This window comes from Stenotrophomonas rhizophila, assembly GCF_001704155.1.
Classification (GTDB): Bacteria; Pseudomonadota; Gammaproteobacteria; order Xanthomonadales; family Xanthomonadaceae; genus Stenotrophomonas; species Stenotrophomonas rhizophila_A.
On the sequence record NZ_CP016294.1, the window covers coordinates 3,233,566 to 3,251,565 of the forward strand.

General features: G+C 68.3%; 14 protein-coding genes. 2 read left to right on the forward strand and 12 right to left on the reverse strand.

Features of this window, described 5'->3' with window-relative positions; translation table 11 throughout:
- Nucleotides 1–48: 48 nt before the first annotated feature.
- The 5 genes from gcvT to nudE form a co-directional block, all read right to left on the reverse strand.
- On the reverse strand, nucleotides 49–1,161 hold the full coding sequence (gene gcvT / locus BAY15_RS14435; RefSeq protein ID WP_068853709.1) for a glycine cleavage system aminomethyltransferase GcvT: 1,113 nt from the start codon (nucleotides 1,159–1,161) through the stop codon (nucleotides 49–51).
- A 90-nt stretch (nucleotides 1,162–1,251) separates the two neighbouring features.
- Nucleotides 1,252–1,575, reverse strand: coding sequence for a YnfA family protein (locus tag BAY15_RS14440; protein WP_068853710.1), 324 nt, complete (start codon nucleotides 1,573–1,575; stop codon nucleotides 1,252–1,254).
- Nucleotides 1,572–2,384 carry a nucleoside triphosphate pyrophosphohydrolase gene (mazG, locus tag BAY15_RS14445; protein ID WP_068854743.1) on the reverse strand — a complete coding sequence of 271 codons (813 nt, stop codon included), beginning with the start codon at nucleotides 2,382–2,384 and terminating at the stop codon, nucleotides 1,572–1,574. Before mazG ends, BAY15_RS14440 begins: the two co-directional genes overlap by 4 nt.
- An 11-nt stretch (nucleotides 2,385–2,395) precedes the next feature.
- Entirely contained in the window at nucleotides 2,396–3,199 is an 804-nt protein-coding gene (gene cysQ / locus BAY15_RS14450; RefSeq protein WP_068853711.1) for a 3'(2'),5'-bisphosphate nucleotidase CysQ, read from the reverse strand.
- Nucleotides 3,196–3,744 (reverse strand): ADP compounds hydrolase NudE, encoded by a 549-nt coding sequence (gene nudE / locus BAY15_RS14455; RefSeq protein ID WP_068853712.1) that lies wholly within the window; start codon nucleotides 3,742–3,744, stop codon nucleotides 3,196–3,198. The genes cysQ and nudE overlap by 4 nt, the downstream gene beginning before the upstream one ends.
- A gap of 62 nt (nucleotides 3,745–3,806) precedes the next feature.
- Between nudE and bioA the strand changes: the two genes are divergently transcribed.
- Both bioA and BAY15_RS14465 read left to right on the forward strand, forming a co-directional pair.
- Nucleotides 3,807–5,198 (forward strand): adenosylmethionine--8-amino-7-oxononanoate transaminase, encoded by a 1,392-nt coding sequence (gene bioA, locus BAY15_RS14460; RefSeq protein ID WP_068853713.1) that lies wholly within the window; start codon nucleotides 3,807–3,809, stop codon nucleotides 5,196–5,198.
- Nucleotides 5,189–5,923, forward strand: coding sequence for a 16S rRNA (uracil(1498)-N(3))-methyltransferase (locus BAY15_RS14465; protein ID WP_068853714.1), 735 nt, complete (start codon nucleotides 5,189–5,191; stop codon nucleotides 5,921–5,923). The genes bioA and BAY15_RS14465 overlap by 10 nt, the downstream gene beginning before the upstream one ends.
- 58 nt (nucleotides 5,924–5,981) lie before the next feature.
- Here the strand turns inward: BAY15_RS14465 and BAY15_RS14470 are convergent, their stop codons facing one another.
- The 7 genes from BAY15_RS14470 to pilG form a co-directional block, all read right to left on the reverse strand.
- Nucleotides 5,982–6,452, reverse strand: coding sequence for a chemotaxis protein CheW (locus BAY15_RS14470; RefSeq protein ID WP_068853715.1), 471 nt, complete (start codon nucleotides 6,450–6,452; stop codon nucleotides 5,982–5,984).
- A gap of 34 nt (nucleotides 6,453–6,486) precedes the next feature.
- The gene (locus BAY15_RS14475) at nucleotides 6,487–7,809 is read right to left on the reverse strand and encodes a chemotaxis protein CheB (protein ID WP_068853716.1); all 1,323 of its coding nucleotides are present in this window, start codon (nucleotides 7,807–7,809) and stop codon (nucleotides 6,487–6,489) included.
- Complete coding sequence (locus BAY15_RS14480) at nucleotides 7,796–14,302, reverse strand: hybrid sensor histidine kinase/response regulator (RefSeq protein WP_068853717.1); 6,507 nt, start codon at nucleotides 14,300–14,302, stop codon at nucleotides 7,796–7,798. The genes BAY15_RS14475 and BAY15_RS14480 overlap by 14 nt, the downstream gene beginning before the upstream one ends.
- A gap of 94 nt (nucleotides 14,303–14,396) precedes the next feature.
- Nucleotides 14,397–16,433 carry a methyl-accepting chemotaxis protein gene (locus BAY15_RS14485; RefSeq protein WP_068853718.1) on the reverse strand — a complete coding sequence of 679 codons (2,037 nt, stop codon included), beginning with the start codon at nucleotides 16,431–16,433 and terminating at the stop codon, nucleotides 14,397–14,399.
- A gap of 43 nt (nucleotides 16,434–16,476) precedes the next feature.
- Nucleotides 16,477–17,007: a chemotaxis protein CheW gene (locus tag BAY15_RS14490; RefSeq protein WP_068853719.1), complete on the reverse strand. Its 531-nt coding sequence runs from the start codon at nucleotides 17,005–17,007 to the stop codon at nucleotides 16,477–16,479.
- The gene (locus BAY15_RS14495) at nucleotides 17,007–17,372 is read right to left on the reverse strand and encodes a response regulator (RefSeq protein WP_068853720.1); all 366 of its coding nucleotides are present in this window, start codon (nucleotides 17,370–17,372) and stop codon (nucleotides 17,007–17,009) included. Before BAY15_RS14495 ends, BAY15_RS14490 begins: the two co-directional genes overlap by 1 nt.
- An 18-nt stretch (nucleotides 17,373–17,390) precedes the next feature.
- Nucleotides 17,391–17,792: a twitching motility response regulator PilG gene (gene pilG, locus BAY15_RS14500; protein WP_068853721.1), complete on the reverse strand. Its 402-nt coding sequence runs from the start codon at nucleotides 17,790–17,792 to the stop codon at nucleotides 17,391–17,393.
- Nucleotides 17,793–18,000 lie beyond the last annotated feature (208 nt).

The window sequence follows — 18,000 nt, forward strand, 5'->3', positions numbered from 1 at the left end:
AGAATTTCAGGGGGTCAAAAAACGGGGGTAGTGTAAAACAACCGGTGCTCAGCTTTCGCCCAGCACGCCGGGCTGTGCCTGGCCTTCGCGCACGAACGGGAACTTCACCACGCGCACCGGCACCTGCCGGCCGCGGATGTCCACGTGCACCTGGCCGAGCTCGCCACCCGGCACGCGGGCGAAGGCGATGCCCTTGCCCAGCGTCGGCGAGAACGTGCCCGACAGGATCTCGCCGGTGCCGCCTGCGGTGGTCACCGCCTGGCCATGGCGCAGCACGCCCTTCTCATCCATCACCAGGCCGATCATCTGGCGCGCGTCACCGGCGGCCTTCTGTGCCTCCAGCACGTCGCGGCCGATGAAGTCGCGGCCTTCGTCCAGCGCCACCGTCCAGGCCAGTGCCGCTTCCAGCGGGCTGATCGCTTCGTCCATGTCCTGGCCATACAGGTTCATGCCCGCTTCCAGGCGCAGCGTGTCACGCGCGCCGAGGCCGGCCGGGCGCACGCCGGCGGCCGCCAGTGCATTCCAGAAGGCGATGACCTGGTCCTGGGCCACCAGGATTTCGAAGCCATCCTCACCGGTGTAACCGGTGCGGGCAACGAACAACGGTGCGCCGCTGGCAGCGGTGACGTCCACGGCGGCGAAGCGGCCCAGCTTCTGCAGCGCGGCGCGGTCGGCCTCGGCCACCAGGCCGGTGACGCGCTCGCGTGCGGTCGGCCCCTGCACGGCGATGATCGCCAGGTCTTCGCGCTCGGTCACCTGCACATCGAAGGCGGCGGCCTGCTCGCGGATCCAGGCCAGGTCCTTCTCACGGGTGGAGGCGTTGACCACCATGCGGAAGAAGTCGTCGGCCAGGTAATAGACGATCAGGTCGTCGATCACCCCGCCCTGCGCATTGAGCATGCACGAGTACAGTGCCTTGCCCGGCACCTTCAGTTTGTCCACCGAGTTGGCCAGCAGGCGGCGCAGGAACGGGCGCACCTGCGCGCCGCGCAGGTCGACCACGGTCATGTGGCTCACATCGAACATGCCCGCATCGGCGCGGACCAGGTGGTGCTCGTCCAGCTGCGAACCATAGTGGATGGGCATGTCCCAACCGCCGAAATCGACCATCTTGGCGCCGAGCGCGCGGTGGGTATCGTTGAGTAGCGTCTTCTGGGTCATGACCACAATCCGGGGGATGAAAATGCAGGTCGTCATTATCCCAGAACCGCTCCGTCAACGCCTGCGGCGGTGCGCCACGGTCAGCCCCGCCTAGCCCGCGCGCGGCGCGAACATGATCACCGCCATGCCGGCCAGGCACAGCGCCACGCCCAGCAGGTCCCAGCGGCCGGGGCGGATGCCATCCACCACCCACAGCCACGCCAGCGCGGTGCCGATGTATACCCCGCCGTACGCAGCGTAGACACGCCCGCTGGCAGCCGGGTGCAGGGTCAGCAGCCACGCGAACAGGGCCAGGCTGGCGGCGGCCGGCAACAGCAGCCAGGCGCTGCCATCGCGGCGCAGCCACAACCACGGCAGGTAGCAGCCGACAATCTCGGCCACGGCGGTCAGCACGAACAGCAGCAAGGTTTTCACGGCTTGGCTTCGGCGGCCTTGGCCTGTTCCCACAGGCGCTCCTGCGCCTCCAGGTCCAACCCGGCCATCGATGCGCCCGCGGCCGCCGCCTGCGCTTCCATGGCGCGGAAGCGCCGTTCGAACTTGTGGTTGGCGTGGCGCAGCGCGGCACCGACGTCGACCTTGGCGTGCCGCGCCAGGTTGGCGCAGACGAACAGCAGGTCGCCCAGCTCCTCCTCCAGCCGCGCCTGGTTGTCCTGTACCGGACCGCGCGCGAATTCCGCCGCTACCTCGTCCAGTTCCTCACGCACTTTGTCCAGCACCGGCGCCGGGCCCGGCCAGTCGAAGCCCACCCGCGCCGCACGCGCCTGCAGCTTCACCGCCCGCTGCCACTCGGGCAGCCCGCGCGAGATGCCGGCCAGCGCGGACGTGTCGGCGTCGCCCTTGGCGGCGCGCTCGGCGCGCTTGATCGATTCCCAGTTGCTGTTGACGTCTTCAGCCCCATCGACCTGCACCTGCGCGAACACGTGCGGGTGGCGGCGCTGCATCTTGTCGCTGATCGCGCGGGCGACATCGGCAAAGCCGAACGCGCCCTGCTCGCTGGCCATCTGCGCATGGAACACCACCTGCAGCAGCAGGTCGCCCAGTTCGTCGCAGAGGTCGTCCAGGTCGCCACGGTCGATCGCGTCGGCGACCTCGTAGGCTTCTTCGATGGTGTACGGGGCAATGCTGGCGAAATCCTGCTGCAGGTCCCACGGGCAACCCTGCAGCGGATCGCGCAGGCGCGCCATGATGCCCAGCAGGCGGTCCAGTTCGGCGGGTGCGGACATCGGTGCTCCGGTCAGGCGGGAATCCAGGTACGCCACGGCAGGCGGGTGTCGCCCAGCGCGATGAAATCGCCGTTCAACAGGGTTTCGCGGCGGTTATAGCGGAACGGCTTGCCGGTAGCGGCCGACAGCACCGCACCGCCTGCGGCGTGCAGCACGCACTGGCCGGCGGCGGTATCCCATTCGGCGGTTGGCCCCAGCCGCGGGTACACGTCCAGTGTGCCTTCGGCCAGACGGCAGAATTTGAGCGACGAGCCCTGCGCGACGACCTCGATCTCGCCCATGCGATCCAGCAGTGCCTGGGTTTCCGGGCTGCGGTGCGAGCGACTGGCGGCCACCTGCAGCGGCGGCGCCGCCGGGGTGCGGGTGCGCAGCACCGAGTCATGCATGCCGTCACGGCGATAGGCGAGCTCGCCGCGCATGGCGTGCCAGGCCACCCCGCTGACCGGCGCCAGCACCACGCCGAACGCCGGCGCGCCCTGGTAGATCAGGGCGATGTTGACGCTGAATTCGTCGTTGCGCTTGACGAACTCACGGGTGCCATCGAGCGGGTCCACCAGCCAGTAAGCGCCCCAGTGCCGGCGCACCTCCCACGGCACCTGCGCCGATTCCTCGGACAGGATCGGCAGGTCCGGGGTCAGCTGGCCCAGCCCGCGCAGGATCACCTGGTTGGCGGCCAGGTCGGCGGCGGTGACCGGGCTGTGGTCGGATTTGATCTCCACGTCGAACGGCGTGGCATACACCGCCATGATGGCGGCGGCGGCGTCCTGGGCAATTGCAATCACCGTTTCGCGCAGATCGGTGGTGAGTTTGATCATTCCCCGCGTTCCAGCCACTGGCGGGCAATGAACAACGCCGCCAGCGAACGCCCTTCGGAAAAGTCCTCGCGCAGCATCAGCCGGTCGAGCTCGGCGATTTTCCACGGCACCACTTCCAGCTCTTCGGGCTCATCGCCAACCAAGCGCTCGGGGTAGAGGTCGCGGGCCACCACCAGGTGCGACAGGTGGCTCATGTAGGTCGGGGCCAGGGTCATGGCGCGCAGCACGTCCAGGCGGCGCGCGCCGTAACCGGCTTCTTCCTTCAGCTCGCGGTCGGCGGCCTGTTCGGGGGTTTCGCCGGCATCGATGCGGCCCTTCACCAGCCCCAGTTCGTAGCGGTGCACGCCGGCCGCGTATTCACGCACCAGCAGCACGGTCTGGTCATCCAGCATCGGCACCACCACCACCGCGCCGTGGCCACGGCTGACCAGGCGCTCGAAGCGGCGGCGTTCGCCGTTGGAGAACTCCAGGTCCAGGTGCTGCCGCTGGAACGGGCCGCTTTCCTCGTCCGTGATCTGGTGGATGGTGGGCAGCGGACGGGTCATGCGAACTGGCTCTTTGAGATCGATAGAATGCAGGCAGGTGAAAACGTGGCCATGAGCTCGAAATGCTAGCAGACCCAGCCCCCCTTACGTTGGCCGACCGGTGGCGGCAACGCGACCTGGCCGTGCTGTGGCACCCGTGCACGCAGATGCGTGAGCACCCGGACACCTTGCCGCTGGTGCCGATTGCGCGCGGTGAAGGCCCGTGGCTGGTCGATCACGACGGCCACCGCTACCTGGATGCGGTGAGCAGCTGGTGGACCAACCTGTTCGGCCATGCCGAGCCGCGCATCGGCGCGGCCATCGCCCGCCAGGCCACGCAGCTGGAGCAGGTGATGCTGGCCGGCTTCAGCCACGAACCGGCGGTTGAACTGGCCGAACGGTTGCTGGCGATCGCACCGCGCCAGGCCGGGCGCGCGCCGTTGTCCAAGGTGTTCTACGCCGACAACGGCTCGGCCGGGGTCGAGGTCGCATTGAAGATGGCGTTCCATTACTTCCGCAACCGCGGCGAGGAGCACCGCACCCGCTTCGTGGCGCTGGAGAACGGCTACCACGGTGAAACCCTGGGCGCGCTGTCGGTCGGGGATATTCCGTTGTACCGCCGCGTTTACGCGCCGCTGCTGACCGAGGCACTGTTCGCACCCTCGCCGGACGCCTACCTGGCCGAACCCGGACAGAGCGCCGCTGAGCGCGCCCATGAGGCGGCAGATCGCCTCGCCGACCTGTTCGACCAGCACCCGGGCGAGATCTGCGCGGTGATCCTGGAGCCGCGCCTGCAGTGTGCTGGTGGCATGCGCATGCACGACCCCGTTTATCTGAAGCGGGCGCGCGAACTATGCGATGCCAATGGCGCGTTCCTGATCGCCGATGAGATCGCCACCGGCTTTGGCCGCACCGGTACCCTGTTCGCCTGCGAACAGGCCGGGGTGATGCCCGACCTGCTGTGCCTGTCCAAGGGCCTGACCGGTGGCTTCCTGCCGCTGGCGGCGGTGCTGGCTACCCAGGCACTGTACGACGCGTTCCTGGACGACAGCCGCGAGCGTGCCTTCCTGCATTCGCACAGCTACACGGGCAACCCGCTGGCCTGCACGGCCGCGCTGGCCACGCTGGACATCTTCGCCAGCGAGGATGTGATCGCGCGCAACCGCAGCACCGCCGAGGTCATGCGCACCCTGGCCGCGCCCTTCACCGACCACGCCCATGTGGCCGATGTACGCCAGGCCGGCATGGTGGTCGCGTTCGAGCTGACCCGCAACGGCGACAAGCGCACGCCCTTCCCCGCCGGGGCGCGGGTGGGACTGCATGCCTACAACGCCGCGTTGCGGCGCGGCGTGGTGCTGCGCCCGCTGGGCAACGTGCTGTACTGGATGCCTCCCTACTGCGTGGAGGACGAACACCTGGACCTGCTGGCCCAGACCACCCTGGCTGCGATCGAGGAAGCTGTTGCATGCGCGTGACCCGTTCTTATGTGGAAGCTCCGCTGGCCGTCGGCCAGACCCTGTCGCTGCCCGAAGAGGTGGCCAATCATCTCGTCCGCGTGATGCGTCTGCGCGAGGGCGAAGGCTGCGTACTGTTCAATGGCGATGGCCACGACTACAGCGCCACGCTGGTGGAATCGGGCAAGCGCGACGCCCGCGTGCGGATCGAGGCCGCACAGGCGCTGGACAACGAATCCACGCTGTCGATCACCCTGCTGCAGGGCATCGCGCGCGGCGAGAAGATGGACCTGATCCTGCAGAAGGCCACCGAACTGGGGGTGCAGGCGATCGTGCCGGTCAATGCCGAGCGCACCGAGGTCAAGCTGGACGCGGCGCGCGCGGAAAAGCGCCTGACGCACTGGCGCAGCGTGGTGGTGTCGGCCTGTGGGCAGTCCGGGCGCGCCCGGGTACCGGAGGTAGCGGCGCCGCTGGGCGTGCAGGAGGCGGCCAAGGGAATGCCTGCCGAAGCGCTCAAGCTGACGCTGGACCCGCTGGGCGAGCATCGCTTGTCCACGCTGGAGGCCGCGCCCGGTGGAGTGGTGATTGCGATCGGGCCGGAGGGCGGCTGGTCGCCGCGCGATCGGCAGGCGCTGGCGGCAGCCGGGTTCCAGGGATTGCAGCTGGGGCCGCGGATCCTGCGCACCGAAACCGCCGGGTTGGCCGCGATCGCGGCCTTGCAGGCGCGGTTGGGGGATCTGGGCTGACGCGTCGTCACGCCCCACGGTCGTGAGCTACCGCATTTCCGGGGTGTCGAATCCCCGGTCAATTCACCGGAAGCGCCTCATCCAGGGCCGCTTCCAGCGCGTCAAGATCGGGCAGCAACGCGCTCTGTTCGCCCAGCAGCACGCGCATGTGCACGCCTTTCGGCAGGGTTTCTTCGGAGGCGTCGGCCAGCAGGCCGTCGCGCGGCACCGCGATCAGCTGCGGGAAGGTATGGGTCAGCAGCGCAAGGTACGGGCGATTGGGGTTGCCACCCAGCGCTTTGAGCACCACTACCTTGTTGTTGCTCACCACCGCGTCCTCGCCCTGGCCGGACAGGCGCGCGAACGACATCAGCGGCACGTCCCAGCCCTGCCAGCGGATTTCGCCGATCAGCCACGCGGGCGCGTTGTCCACCGGGGTGACCGGCACCTTGGACATCATTTCGGCCACCGTCGCATTGGGCAGCAGCACGCGCTCGCTCCCGGCCTGGATCAGTACCCCACGGATTTCGTCGTTGCTGGCGTAGCTCATGCGTCTGCTTCCTGAAAGTGATACGGCGTGGCGATTACTCGCTCACGCCCCAGCGTTCGGCGATGGCGGCGGCCAGCTGCGGCGGATCACCGGCGGCCATGCCGGCGGCAACCACCGCGTTGGCGGCGATCGGGTCGTAACAGCCCTCACCGGTCTGGCCCGCGACCCAGCCGCCGGCCACGGCCAGCGACAGCACGTCGTCCAGCAGCGCCACGTCACTGCCGCTGAGCATCACCACGGCGCTGTGCGCCGGCGGCAACGCGGCCACCTGGATGCCCTTGGCATCCGCGGTGAAATGCAGGCCGCGGTGGTGCACGGCCACGCCCACGTCATCGGGCAGGATGTAGGCATTGCCGGCCAGCACCGGCTGGTCGGATTCGGCCAACACCACCGGCAACGCCGACACACGGGCCATCTGCTTGACCAGGTTGCCGTAACGGCCCCCGTCCAGGCGCATGTAGACCAGGATCGGCACCGCCAGCCCGGCCGGCAGCGCGGCCAGCAGCCGGCGCAGCGCGTCGGGGCCACCGATGCCGGCCAGCACCAGCACGGCGCCGGGTGCGGCGCCGCTGGGGTCGGCGTCAGCTTCCAGCTCGACCAGCGACAGGCGCTCGATGTCGAACGCATTGGGTTCGATTGGCGCGCTGACCGGCGCAGCTGGCGCGGCAACGGGTACCGCGCTGTCTTCATCCACCAGCGACCAGCTGCTGTGGTCGCCCAACGGCGCGCGCGGGACAGGCGGGGCCGAGGCCGGGACCGGCGGCGGCACGCTGGCCGACGGTGCGGCGACCGGCGCCTGCATGGCGGCCAGTGCTTCCTCCAGCGAGATCGGCTCGCTGTAGCCTTCCGGCGCCTGGTACAGGCCGTCAGGCGGCACGTCGCCGGCGGCGTCGAAGGCTTCGCGCACATGGAATTCCAGCGGCGCGTCGGCATGCAGTTCGGCTGGTGTCTGCGGCAGGCCGGGCTCGGGCTGAAGCAGGCCTTCCTGCTCGGCGCCCGGCGGCAGCACGTCCTGATGGCCATGCAGCTTGGCCACCAGGTGGCGCGCCCAGCGCTGGGCTTCCCAGCCCTCGCGGCGCGCAGCCAGTTCGGCTTCGTCGAAGATGACCGTCAGCGACGGCGAGGCCAGCACCGGGTCGAGGCGTTCAAGCGCATCCTCGATGGCCGGTTCCAGCGCGATCAGCACCGCGCCGGCGTCCGCGCCGCCCAGGGTTTCCAGATCCACGCTGTTGGGATCCTCTTCCAGCACCACGGTCGCACCGGCCTGGGCCAGCGCTTCGCGCAGGCGCTCACGCGCCGGGCCGACCCGTGCCAGCAATGCCACCGACGGCAGCGGGTTCAGGTCATTCACGGGCACGGGCGATCCCCAGCAGGTCATACACGTTTCGCATCAGGTCCAGCTCCTGGTACGGCTTGCCCAGGTAACGCTGGACACCGATTTCAAAGGCGCGTTGACGGTGCTTGTCGCCGCTGCGCGAGGTGATCATCACGATCGGCACGCCCTTGTAGCGTGGATCGGCGCGCATGGCGGTGGCCAGTTCATAGCCATCCATGCGCGGCATTTCAATGTCCAGCAGCATCAGGTCGGGTACCCGCTCTTCCAGGCGCTCCAACGCTTCGATACCGTCGCGGGCAACGGCCACTTCGAAGTTGTGGCGTTCCAGGATGCGGCCGGTGACCTTGCGCATGGTCAGCGAGTCGTCGACCACCATCACCAACGGGGCCTGGCGGTCGGTTGCCTGCGCGGCCGGTGCGATCGGCTTGAGCGGGTTGGCCTGGTAACGGCGCACCAGCGGGGCGACGTCCAGGATCACCACCACGCGGCCATCGCCGGTGATGGTGGCACCGTAGATGCCCGGTACCGAGGCGATCTGCAGGCCGACCGGCTTGACCACGATTTCGCGGTTGCCCAGCACCTGGTCGATCGCCACCGCCGCACGTAGTTCACCGGCGCGCACCAGCAGCAGCGGCACCTGGTCCTGCCCTTCGGCACGGGCCTGGCCCTGGCCGACCAGCGTACCCAGGTCGTGCAGCGCGAATTCTTCGCCGCCGTAGTGGTAACCGCCGTTGGCCGATTCGAAGCGCTCGCGCGAGATCCGGCCGATACCGCTGACCGAGGCGACCGGCACCGCGAAGGTGGTCTCGCCGATCTGCACGAACACCGCCTGGGTGACCGCCAGGGTCTGCGGCAGGCGCAGGGTGAAGGTGACGCCCTTGCCCGGCACCGAGTGGATGTCCACCGAGCCGCCCAGCTGGCGCACTTCGTTGTGCACCACGTCCATGCCCACGCCGCGGCCTGCCAGCTGGCTGACCTGGTCGGCGGTGCTGAACCCGGGTGAGAAGATCATCGCGTCCAGTTCGGCATCGCTGAGCACGGCGTCGGCCTCGACCAGGCCGCGCTGTTCGGCGCGCCGACGGATCGCCTCGCGGTTCAGCCCAGCGCCGTCATCGGCCACTTCCAGCACGATTTCCGAGCCTTCGCGGCGCAGGCGGATGGCGATCTCGCCTTCCTCCGGCTTGCCGGCGGCGCGACGCTGCTCCGGGGTCTCCAGGCCATGGGCCACGGAGTTGCGCAGCATGTGTTCCAGCGGCGCGACCATGCGGTCGAGCACGTTGCGGTCCAGTTCGCCGTGGGTACCGTCCAGGGTGACGTGGACCTGCTTGCCGGTGTCCTGGCCGGCCTGGCGGACCACGCGGCGCAGTCGCGGCACCAGGCCGTCGAACGGCACCATGCGCGCGCGCATCAGGCCATCCTGCAGTTCCGAGCTGACCCGCGACTGCTGCTGCAGCAGGACGTCGTACTGGCGCGACAGATCGTCCAGCACGCCCTGCAGGCCGCCAAGGTCGGCTGCGGATTCGTTCAGCGCACGGCTGAGCTGCTGCAGCGTGGAGAAGCGGTCCAGTTCCAGCGGGTCGAACTTGTGGTCGACCTGTTCCTGCTCGCGCTGGTAACGAGCCACGATCTGGGCTTCGGTTTCCAGGTCCAGGCGACGCAGCTGGTCGCGCAGGCGCGCATTGGTGCGGTCCAGTTCGCCCATGGCACCGCGGAAGGCACCCAGCTGCTGTTCCAGGCGCGACCGGTAGATCGCCACTTCACCGGCGTGGTTGACCAGGCGGTCCAGCAGGTCGGCGCGCACACGCACCTGCTCCTGCTGCGGACGCGCCAGGGTGTCTTCGTCAGTGGACGCTTCCAGCGGCACCGGTGCGGACAACGGTGCCGACGCAACGGCCGTATCGACCACCGCCGAGACCTCGACCGCGGCAGCAGGCGCGGCGGGCGCGTCTTCTGCTTCGGCGCGGCCGAGCGTGCGCGCTTCGAACGCGGCGATCAGGTCGTCCGGCATGGCCACGTCGCGGTGGCGACCGGTGCGGGTCAGCATCTGGTGCAGGCGGTCGAAGCCGCGTTCCAGCAGGTGGACGTCGCTGCGGTCGATATCGGTACGGTTGGCGGCGACCGCCTCCAGCAGCGATTCGATGCCGTGGCCCAGGTCGCCGATGGCGTTGATGCCGGCCATGCGTGCGCCACCCTTGAGGGTGTGCAGATCACGCTGCAGCCCGGCGATCGCTTCGCGATCCTGGGGCGCGGCGCGCAGTTCGCTGATCAGGCCATCGCAATGGTCGAGCAGGTCCTTGCCTTCCTCGACGAAGATGTCGACCAGCTCGCGGTCCAGCACGCTGAAGTCCAGCGAACCGGCGTCGTCGATTTCCTCTTCTTCGGCGGCCGCTTCGTCCGCCGCAATGGCGGCGGACAGCGGGGCGTCTTCCAGTTCGAACAGCGGTGCCGACGGCGACGATGCTTCGGCATCGGACAGGCCTGCTTCGGACTCGGCGAACGCATCGCGTTCGTCCAGAGCTTCGTGGCGCGCATCCAGGCCCAGCACCGGAGCGTCGTCGGCAGTTGCCTCCGCATCGGGACCGTCGACGATGGTCAGGCCATCGTCCAGCGCCTGCTGCAGCTCAACCGATTCGCCGAACGCGGGGGTCGACGGGATGACGTCTTCCAGCACCGCAGCGTCTTCGTTTTCTTCGATGGCATCCAGGCTGTACCCGGCGCTGTCATCGGCGGTGCCCGGTGCGTCGGCCTCCGATTCGATCGCGTCGTGCAGCGCCTCGACTTCCACGGCCTCCAGTTCGATGGCCTGGATCTCTTCGGCCTGGATCTCTTCGGCCACGATCTCTTCGGCGACGATGTCGAGCGGCTGCGACGGTTCCGCGGCAGCTGCGTCCGCAACCTCCACCGTGTCCGGCAGGGTGTGCTCGTAGAAGCGCGACAGATCGTCCGCACCCGTCAGCTCCACGGTTTCCAGGCCGTGCTCGACGATGGGCGCTTCCACGGTTTCCGGCGTGGTATCGACCGGCGCGCTGGACGGCGCGTCGAACGGAGTCACCAGTTCGGCGTTGAAGTAAGCCGAAAGATCGTCGCTGCCCGTCAGCTCATCGACCACCAGGGCATCGTCGGCCGTTTCGCCGGCGTCGACCAGCGACAGCGCGTCGGCCTCGACGATGGCCTGCTGCAGCCCGGTGTCGGTGCTGTCGTCGGCAACGGCGTAGCCATTGCGCTCATCGAACTGTGCGGACAGCGCGGCCAGCTCATGCGCGGTGACATCGTGCGCGGCCTGGGATGCATCGGCCTCCGCGTCGTTGTCGGCATCGGCAACGGCATCCCGTTCGTCGGCGTCATCACCGTCCAGGTCCATGCCATCGTCGGCAACCAGTGCCGGCCAACGTGCTTCGGGCAGCGTTTCGGCCAGCGCCTGCAGGCGTTCGGCCAGCGCAGCCTGCGACGGAATGCGCGGGGCGTCGGCCTGCAGCGCCACCATCGTGGTACGGATCGCAACGGCGGCAGCGGCCAGTGCCTCGACGCCTTCGGTGCCCGGCACCGCATCGGCCGCCAAGGAGCGCTTGATGAAGCTCTCGGCGTTACCGGTGACTGCGGTGATTTCCGGCACGTCGGTCATCGCGAACGCACCATTCATGGTGTGCACCGCGCGCAGCAGGGTATCGGTGACCGGTTGCGGCGCCGCCTGAGCTTCTTCCAGCCAGGCCTGCAGCGTAGCGTGGTGGGCCTCGACTTCGGCCTCCAGGATTTCGCGCAGCACCTCGTCGATGTTGGCCGGGGTTCCGCCGGTTTCCTCGACCGCCTCGACGGCCTCGACTTCGGCGGCTTCCTGCACGACGTCGGCCACGGCCACGTCGATCGGCTCCACCGGCGCGGCGGCCGGAGTCGGCCGCTGCAGCGGCACATGGAAGGTTTCCTCGCCCGCGGCAACGCGGTCGGCGATGCCCTGCATGGCCTGCAGGTCCGCGCTCACGCGGCTGCCATCGCGCAGCGCAGCGTTGAGCTGCGGCAGCACTTCATAGGCCTGGGTGACCATTGCCACCACCGCCGGCGATGCCGGGCGGCTGCCGTCCAGCACGCGGTTGAGCATGCCTTCGATCTTCCAGCTGAACTCGCCCAGGGTGCGCGCGCCAACCAGGCGGCCACTGCCCTTCAGGGTGTGGAACACGCGGCGGATCGGACGCAGGCGGTCCATGTTGTCCGGGGCCATGCGCCACACCGGCAGCAGGTTGCCCAGGTTGACCAGTTCCTCGTCGAACTCTTCGATGAAGACGTCGCGGATATCCTGGTCGATGTTCTCGCCATCGTCCTCGAAGCCGGCGTCGATGGTGCCCGGCTCGTCAGCGGCAACCGGCGCGTCGACCACGGCAGGCGCCTCGACAGCCGGCGCGGTGGAGAACTGCGCGGCGGCGGCATCCAGCTCGGCAAGGAAGCGCGCGGATTCGTCGTCCAGCTCGATCTTGCTGATCACGGCTTCCTGCACGCCAGCGACGGAGCCCACGCCCGTTGCTTCGATGGCAGCTTCGTCTTCGCGAGCCTCGTCCTGGCGGGCATCGATCAGGTCTTCGGCCGGTACAGCGACCGCTTCAACCGGTTCGTCTTCAACCGGCTCGGCCTGCTCCTGCAGGAACGCCGGCAGCGCCTGTACATCCAGCTCGCTGGAGTCGGTGGCCGGCGCATCGTCGATCTGCAGCGAGAGCACGTCGCCGGCATTGTGCAGCGGCTCGTCGAAGGTGAATTCGATCGGCTCGTCGCTCAGTTCCAGTGCATCGTGTTCGGCGGCGACCGGGTCGAACCCGGTGGCGATCGGTGCTGCGGTGTCGGACGGCGTCGCGTCCACGCCATCCAGGGCGATCGGTGCGATGTCGGTTGCCGGTGCGGCCTGCCACGACGTGCCGACGCTGGCATCTTCCGCCAGCACCGGATCGAAGTGGGCGAAAGTGGGAGCGTCATCGGTACGCACCGGTTCGCTGTGCAGCGTCCACTGCGGCGCGTCCGAAGCGACCGGGGCGGTCGACGCTTCGAACACCAGCGTCGGCGCGGGCTTGCTGGCCGGCGCGACGGGCGCGGCGGCAGCGACCTCAGGCAGCGGCTCGAAGGTGAAGTCCGGCAGCGGCGGCGAAGGAACGTCGCCCGGTGCCGGGGCGGCCGGCGTGACCGCCGTTTCCACCGGGGCCACCACGGGGGTATCCCATCCGGTCAGCTCCACGTGTTCCGGGGCCACCGGCAGCGCCTCGGCGCTGGCATCGACCGGGGCGGCATTTTCGTCCGGCAGTGGCCAGTAGCGCAGCGTTTCCAGGCTGGTGCGGGTAATGTCGAGAATGTCGTCGCGACCCTGGCGGCGTTCGCGCAGGGCTTCGAGGTAATACTCCAGGCTGGCCATGGCGTCGGCCAGGGTGTCCAGCTGGCGGCCGCTGGGTACGCGCTGGCGGCCGATCAGCTCGACCGCGATGTACTGGCGCACGCCCTGCAGGTAATCGGCCGGCGTGGACAGGTCGAGCATGCGCAACGCGCCGGCGACCTCGCCCAGCAGGCGAGGCACTTCGTGCAGCTGCTCGTGGTTCCAGTTGGTTTCGATGAACGCGACGAAATGCTCGCGCGCGGCCGAGAAGTTGGCGATCGCCTCATGGGCAAGCACTTCAACGGTACGTCGGCCTTCGGCCGCGCTCGGATCGTCTTCACCACTGCCGCCGGCGCCGAGGTGGGCGACCTGGTCGTCCAGCGAGGCATCCACGTACAGCAGCGCACCGGCGATATCCAGCAGCAGGGTCTCATCGATCTGCTGCTGCCCGTCGACCACGCCACGCAGCGCATCGCGCTGCTGCACGACCACGCCGCGGGCCACGCCCAGGCCCATCATGCCCAGGGTGTCGGCGACCGCACCCAGTTCGTTGACCTGGGTCTGCAGCTGGGCCGGCTCGCCGCCGGTACGCAGGTGCAGGTCCAGTGCGTCCTTGATGCGCAGCAGCTCTTCCTTGACCGCATTGCCCACGGTGTCGAGCAGCTCGCGGTTGCGTCCGCTCAGGCTGCCACGTGCGTGGTCCAGTTCGGCCTCGGTGGCGCTGGCACTGTCCGGCGCGAACGCGAACAGCACGCTTTCATTGATCACCGGCGCGGCGCGCGCCAGGCGGATGTCATTCAGCAGCGGCAGCAGCACGATCGGGATGTCGCGGTGACCGTTCTGCAGGCGCTCCAGGTAATCGGGCAGCAGCACGCTGCCGCGCATCAGGGTGGCGCAGGCTTCGTCGCGGTCGGGGACTTCCCCGGCGCCGATGGCATTGGCCAGCTGTTCCATCTCCTCGGCCACCATCGCCGGGGCATACAGCTCGACCATGCGCAGGGTGCCCTGCACCTGGTGCAGGTAGCCGGCGCAGAAACGCATGCGGCTGCCATCGGCAGGGTCTTCGGCGTAGTACTCGAGCTCGTTGCGCACCTGGCGCAGGGTCTCGTCCAGCTCCGGCTTCACCCAGCCCAGGGCGGCGTGGCTCATGGCATCGCGCAGCGTGCTCATGCCAGGTCTCCCGGCAGGTGGGCGCGCATGTCGTGCTGTGCTTTATCGCGATGCATCATCTGCTGATTCCTTCCCTCTCCGCCCTGCCCGCGGCTCACGCCGGCAGCTTGAAGTCGGCAACCGAGCGGCGCAGGTCGGCCGCCAGCTGTGCCAAATGACCGATCGACTCGGCGGTCTGTCCCGCGCCCTGCGAGGTCTGGCCGGTAATCTGACGGATCACGCCCATGGTGCGGGTGATGTCCGACGCGGCCGACGACTGCTGCTGGGCGGCGATCGAGATGTTCTTGATGAGGTTGTTGAGCGCGTTGGACACGCGTTCGATTTCGGTCAGCGCCGTGCCGGCATCCTCGGCCAGGCGTGCACCGGACACCACTTCGGCGGTGGTCTGCTCCATCGAGCTGACCGCTTCGTTGGTATCGGCCTGAATGGCCTGGACCAGGTTCTCGATTCGGCGGGTCGCACCGGAGGTGCGTTCTGCCAGGCGCTGCACTTCGTCGGCCACGACCGCGAAACCGCGGCCGGCTTCACCGGCCGAGGCCGCCTGCACCGCGGCGTTCAACGCCAGGATGTTGGTCTGCTCGGAAATGTCGTTGATCAGTTCCACGATCGAGCCGATTTCCTGCGAGGACTCGCCCAGGCGCTTGATGCGCTTGGAGGTTTCCTGGATCTGGTCGCGGATCTGGTCCATGCCCTGGATCGTTTCACGCACCACGCCGGCACCTTCGGCGGCGATGACCACCGAGCGCTGTGCCACGTCGGCCGACTCGGCGGAGTTGCGCGACACCTGTTCAATACTCGACGCGATTTCGCCAATGCGGTCCGATGCCGAGGTGATCTGGTTGGCCTGGTGGCCCGCCGCTTCGGCCAGCTGCATGGCCGTGGCCTGGGTTTCCTGGGTGGACACGGCGACCTTGGCCGACGTGTCGTTGATGGTCGTCACCAGGTGGCGCAGTTCGTCCACGGCGTAGTTGATTGCGTCTGCGATGGCGCCGGTCATGTCCTCGGTCACCGAGGCCTTTACGGTCAGGTCGCCCTCACCCAGCGAGCTGATTTCGTCCAGCAGCCGCATGATGGCCTGCTGGTTGCGGCTGTTGAATTCCACCTGGGTCTGGTAACGCAGTTCCTGTTCGCGCGAACGGCTGCGCACGGTGCTGCTGACGAAGCCGATGATGGCGATCAGCGACAGTGCGCCGGAGATCACGCCCAGCCAGAAGTTCGGGAACAGGCGGGTATCACGCACCGAACCGAACGAGGAGAACGCCTCGAACAGCTTCTTGCTGTCATCCAGCATCTTGGTCGAACCGCCGGTCAGCGCCGCGGCCGAGGACTGCGCCGAGAACAGCTGGCGCGAGCTGGCCAGGATCGCGTCGGCGTCCTGCTTCATGGTGTCCCACTGCTTCTGCGACTGCTCCAGCGCGGCCAGCGCGGCGGCATTGCGGACCGGGGCGATGCCCAGTTCTTCGTTGCCGTTGCGCAGCGCGTCCAGCACCTGGGTGAACACCACCGAGTCGCGGGCCAGCGCGTCGCCCGCGGCGGCGGCGTTGCCGCCACCGGCGCGCATTTCGGTCACCCGGCGGGCCATCGAGCCCACCACCACGACCTGCTGCAGGGCGTTGTAGACCTGCGACGCCGGGGCGCCGCTGGCCGACATGGCGCGCACCACTTCGTTCAGCTGGGCCTGCAGGGCAGGCACGCCGTTGACGAAGTTGTTGGCGTTGCCGGCCAGGGCCAGCACCGCCGGTTCGCTGGCCACCAGCTGGGCGGCGCTCTTGCCGAGCGGCTCCCAGGTCTGGGTCAGCTGGTTGAGCGGACCGGACACGTTGGCTTCGCTGCCGTAGCGGCCCTGCAGGCTGCTCACGGTACTTTCGATGCGGGCCTTGGTGTCCTTGAAGGCGGTGAACGCCTGGGCGTTGCCCGAGACCGCTTCACGGCCCTGGTTGGCCAGCTGCTGGGACAGCACCTGGAGATCGGCCGCGCCGGTACTGGCACCGGCCAGGCGACTGCCCTGCCAGGTGGCCACGCCGGTGTTGACGCCGAACACGATCATCGACAGGGCCAGCAGGCCCAGCCAGAAATTGGTTCCTACCGTGCCCAGCTTGCCGGCCTTGGCGGTTTCCGAAGAAGTACTCATCGTTCAACCTCGATCTTCAATGCAGTGAGGCAGGCAGCAGCGTTCACGCCGCGGCCTGCCTGAATTCGGGGGTACGCGACAACAGCGAGAGCGAGAACACGCCCCAGTCGTGGCCGTCGCCATGGAACGCGCGGTCGATGAAATGGGCGTAACGGCCGCTGGCCAGGTCGCCGCTCTCGATGTCCTGGTCCAGCTGGAAGCTGCGCTGGCCGAACAGTTCATCGATGGTCAGGGCAACGTCGCCGCCGGCCTGCCGCATGATCAGCACCCGCTGGCCTTCCTGCTGCACGGTGCGCTCGCCTTCCATGAAGTACTTCAGGTCGACCACCGGGAACAGGTTGCCACGCAGGTTGCCCACGCCCAGCAGCCACGGCTGCGCGCCAGGCACCGGGGTGATCGGCGGCATCGGCACGATTTCGACCACCTCGCGGAAGTCCGAGACCAGGTGGCGCTTGCCGACCCGGTAGCCGACGCCGCGCCACAGGTCCTGGGCGAACTGCCGCTCGGGCAGCTGCACCGCATGGGCCAGGCTGCGCCGTTCGTAGGCTTCAAGGATGTCGAAGGGAGAACGCATCAGGACACCAGCAGTTCATTGATCTGCGCGATCAGGTCTTCTTCGCGCGGTGGCTTGACCACATAGGCAGCCGCGCCCTGGCGCAGCCCCCAGGCCTTGTCGGTTTCCATCGCCTTGGTACTCACGATGATCACCGGGATGGCCTTGGTCTTCTCATCGCGGTTCAGCGCGCGGGTCGCCTGGAAGCCGCTCATGCCCGGCAGCACCACGTCCATCAGCACGAGCTGCGGCTGGTGTTCCTGGACGAGCTTGATCCCGTCCTCGGCGTTGCCGGCCTCGAGCACTTCGTGCCCGGCCTTGGTCAACCATTGGATGAACACCGCCCGGTCGGTCGGTGAGTCCTCGATCAGAACGATTCGAGCCATTGTGCCTTTCCCCCCTGGTCAGGCGTTTACGTATGTGCGGATGGCACCCAGCAGTTCTTCACGCGTGAAAGGCTTGGTCAGGTACTGCTCCGAGCCCACGATGCGACCGCGCGCCTTGTCGAACAGGCCGTCCTTGGACGACAGCATGATCACTGGCGTGGCCTTGAACAGCTGGTTGTTCTTGATCAGCGCGCAGGTCTGATACCCGTCGAGACGGGGCATCATGATGTCCACGAAGATGATCTGCGGCTGTGTGTCGGCGATCTTCGCCAACGCCTCGAAACCATCGGTCGCGGTCACTACTTCGCAGCCTTCACGCTTGAGCAGCGTTTCGGCCGTTCTGCGGATGGTCTTCGAATCATCGATGACCATTACCCTGAGCCCTGCGAGTTCCCCACCCGCAGCCATGTTTTCAGTCATTACCTTTCCCCGAGCGCGCGACGCTTCTGCTTTGGTCCGGCGCCGCTGCGAAAGCGTATCTATATCCCACCACGCGGCCGTCATCAAGGGTGTGCTTCCCAAGCCAAGCCGGGAGCGCCCCCCGCGAACCGGCCCGGCCCGGAACTGCGCAAAGCGTGAAGACCGCCGGACGCTGCGTTCCGCCGCTCCGGGCAGGCAATACGGGCGC

Coding starts and splice junctions, on each gene's coding strand:
- gcvT (WP_068853709.1), bottom strand. CDS start 1,161: ATGACCCAGAAGACGCTACTCAACGATACCCACCGCGCGCTCGGCGCC.
- mazG (WP_068854743.1), bottom strand. CDS start 2,384: ATGTCCGCACCCGCCGAACTGGACCGCCTGCTGGGCATCATGGCGCGC.
- cysQ (WP_068853711.1), bottom strand. CDS start 3,199: ATGATCAAACTCACCACCGATCTGCGCGAAACGGTGATTGCAATTGCC.
- nudE (WP_068853712.1), bottom strand. CDS start 3,744: ATGACCCGTCCGCTGCCCACCATCCACCAGATCACGGACGAGGAAAGC.
- bioA (WP_068853713.1), top strand. CDS start 3,807: ATGCTAGCAGACCCAGCCCCCCTTACGTTGGCCGACCGGTGGCGGCAA.
- BAY15_RS14465 (WP_068853714.1), top strand. CDS start 5,189: ATGCGCGTGACCCGTTCTTATGTGGAAGCTCCGCTGGCCGTCGGCCAG.
- BAY15_RS14470 (WP_068853715.1), bottom strand. CDS start 6,452: ATGAGCTACGCCAGCAACGACGAAATCCGTGGGGTACTGATCCAGGCC.
- BAY15_RS14480 (WP_068853717.1), bottom strand. CDS start 14,302: ATGAGCACGCTGCGCGATGCCATGAGCCACGCCGCCCTGGGCTGGGTG.
- BAY15_RS14485 (WP_068853718.1), bottom strand. CDS start 16,433: ATGAGTACTTCTTCGGAAACCGCCAAGGCCGGCAAGCTGGGCACGGTA.
- BAY15_RS14490 (WP_068853719.1), bottom strand. CDS start 17,007: ATGCGTTCTCCCTTCGACATCCTTGAAGCCTACGAACGGCGCAGCCTG.
- BAY15_RS14495 (WP_068853720.1), bottom strand. CDS start 17,372: ATGGCTCGAATCGTTCTGATCGAGGACTCACCGACCGACCGGGCGGTG.
- pilG (WP_068853721.1), bottom strand. CDS start 17,792: ATGACTGAAAACATGGCTGCGGGTGGGGAACTCGCAGGGCTCAGGGTA.